1 protein-coding gene is annotated in these 2,387 nt (G+C 52.8%); it reads right to left on the bottom strand.

All coding sequences use genetic code 11. The features are described from left to right. Window positions 1–304 precede the first annotated feature (304 nt). Window positions 305–2,368 (bottom strand): pyruvate dehydrogenase complex dihydrolipoyllysine-residue acetyltransferase, encoded by a 2,064-nt coding sequence (aceF, locus tag ACTH5D_RS13730; protein ID WP_096278232.1) that lies wholly within the window; start codon window positions 2,366–2,368, stop codon window positions 305–307. Window positions 2,369–2,387: the final 19 nt, after the last annotated feature.

Here is a 2,387-nt window from a genome sequence, read left to right as displayed (position 1 = left end):
CCCGCGCCGGGGGCACCCAACAGGATTAAACGCATGGCACTGCTCCTTGAAGTTTAAAAATATGAAAAAATGTATTACTCGACAATAACCGTGCCCACCAGACGACACAACTCCCCAAAAGCCTGAGAGACCCGTTTTTATTCCACTTTTTTAAATTAAAACAGCTAGGTGAGCACAAATAGCCGTTTAAAACTCTACTTTGGTCGCTTTTAGAACTGAAATTGCCAATATCTGCACGACGTATTCAAACCAAACACAAGCGGCGCCCCAAGGGGCGCCGCTTGTGAAGCTTTAATTCTATCGATTACAGAAGTAAACGACGAATATCAGTCAGTACGTCTGCCAAGAAGGCGGTGAAGCGTGCTGCATCAGCTCCATTGATCGCTCGGTGGTCATAAGAGAGCGAAAGCGGCATCATCAAACGCGGTTGGAAAGCATTACCATCCCATACCGGCTTCATCTGCGCTTTCGACACACCCAGAATAGCGACTTCCGGCGCGTTGACGATCGGTGTAAATGCCGTACCACCAATAGAACCGAGGCTCGAAATAGTGAAGCAACCACCGGTCATTTCATCACGCTTGAGCTTTTTGCTTTGTGCTTTTTTGCCCAGATCAGCCATGTCCTTAGCAATCTCAATCAAGGACTTTTTATCAGCATCACGCAGCACAGGCACCATCAGGCCATCAGGGGTATCAACAGCGATACCAATATGGACATAGTTCTTCCATACCAGCGTTTCACCATCGCCCTTCAAGCTGACATTGAACTGCGGGAATTTACGCAGTGCAAAAGCACAGGCTTTGACCATAAACGGTAGCGGCGTGAGCTTAGCACCCTGCGCTTCGGCTTCAGCCTTCATGGCCTTGCGGAAGGCTTCAAGCTCGGTAATGTCCGCTTCGTCAAACTGCGTGACGTGAGGAACATTGAGCCAGCTGCGATGCAGGTTGGTAGCGCCCATTTTGAGCAGACGCCCCATCGGCTTCTCTTCCACTTCACCAAACTGGCTGAAGTCGACGGCGGGGATTGGCGGAATACCCGCGCCGCCAGTCGCCGCGGCTGCGCCTTGCGGAGCAGCTCCCTGATTGGCAATTGCCTGCTTGACGTAAGACTGCACGTCCTCTTTGAGCACGCGATCTTTCGGGCCGCTAGGCTTCACTAGCCCGATATCGACACCCAGCTCACGGGCCAGCATACGTACGGCAGGTCCGGCATGAACTAGCTTGCCATCACGAGGTTTGTGGGCCGCCATCTGTGCTTCAGGGCTTGGCGTACCCGCCGGTGAGGCAGAGGCCTTATCGCTGGCTGGGCTAGCACTGCCTTTATCTTTTTCAGGCGCAGCTTTCTCAGGGGCGGCCTTTTTCGGCGCGGCTTTTTTACCGCTAGCAGCCACTTCGATATAGCCAATCACATCGCCTTCAGAGACGGTGTCGCCCTCTTTAACGGTTAACTCAATGAGCTTACCTTTATAGGGGCTGGGCACGTCCATCGAGGCTTTGTCAGACTCCAGCGTGATCAGCGCATCTTCCACGTTGATCTCATCGCCTGCGGCCACGCCAATTTCAATAATCGGCACGTCAGAGGCACCCGACATCTCTGGCACGCGAATTTCTTTGCGCTCCGGCTCGCCGCTTGTAGCCTCTTCTTGATCATCGTCTTCTTCAGACGACTCTTCCGGCTCGCTGCTGGCTTGGCTAGAAGCTTCCTCGTCAGATGCTTCCTCAGTCTCTTCTTCGCCGCCTTCACCCGTGACTTCCATCTGGCCAATAACATCGCCTTCGGAAACGGTATCGCCCTCTTTCACAGTGAAGGTAACGATTTTGCCACTATAAGGGCTCGGCACGTCCATGGAGGCCTTATCAGACTCCAAGGTAATCAGCGTGTCTTCAGCCTCTACTTCGTCGCCTTCGTTTACAGCGACTTCAATAATTTCGACGCTATCAGAGCCGCCCAAGTCAGGCACTATGATATCAACCGTTTGCTTACCACCGGCCGCCTTTTTAGCAGCAGGCTTTTGCTCTTGGGACGGCTTTTCAGCTTTATCTTCTTTCGCCGGCTCGGTCTCTGACTGGCTTTCAGCGTCAGCATCTGGCTGCGCATCGTCACTCTCGTCACTACTTTCGCCGCCGCCTTCAACTTCTAGCTCAACGATATCGTCACCTTCGGAAACGGTGTCGCCTTCTTTGACCAGCACTTTAATGACCTTACCGCCTTTCGGGGCAGGCACATCCATGCTGGCTTTATCAGATTCCAGAGTGATCAGGGTGTCTTCCGCTTCAATGACGTCGCCTTCTGACACCGCAATCTCGATGATTTCGACATCGGTATCGCCACCGATATCGGGAACTTTGATGATTTCGCTACTCAAGGTCGCGCTCCTTCCAAAT

The sequence above is a fragment of the Halomonas sp. genome (genome assembly GCF_052095695.1).
In the GTDB taxonomy this organism is placed as follows: domain Bacteria; phylum Pseudomonadota; class Gammaproteobacteria; order Pseudomonadales; family Halomonadaceae; genus Vreelandella.
This window is presented reverse-complemented; position numbering and strand designations above follow the sequence as displayed.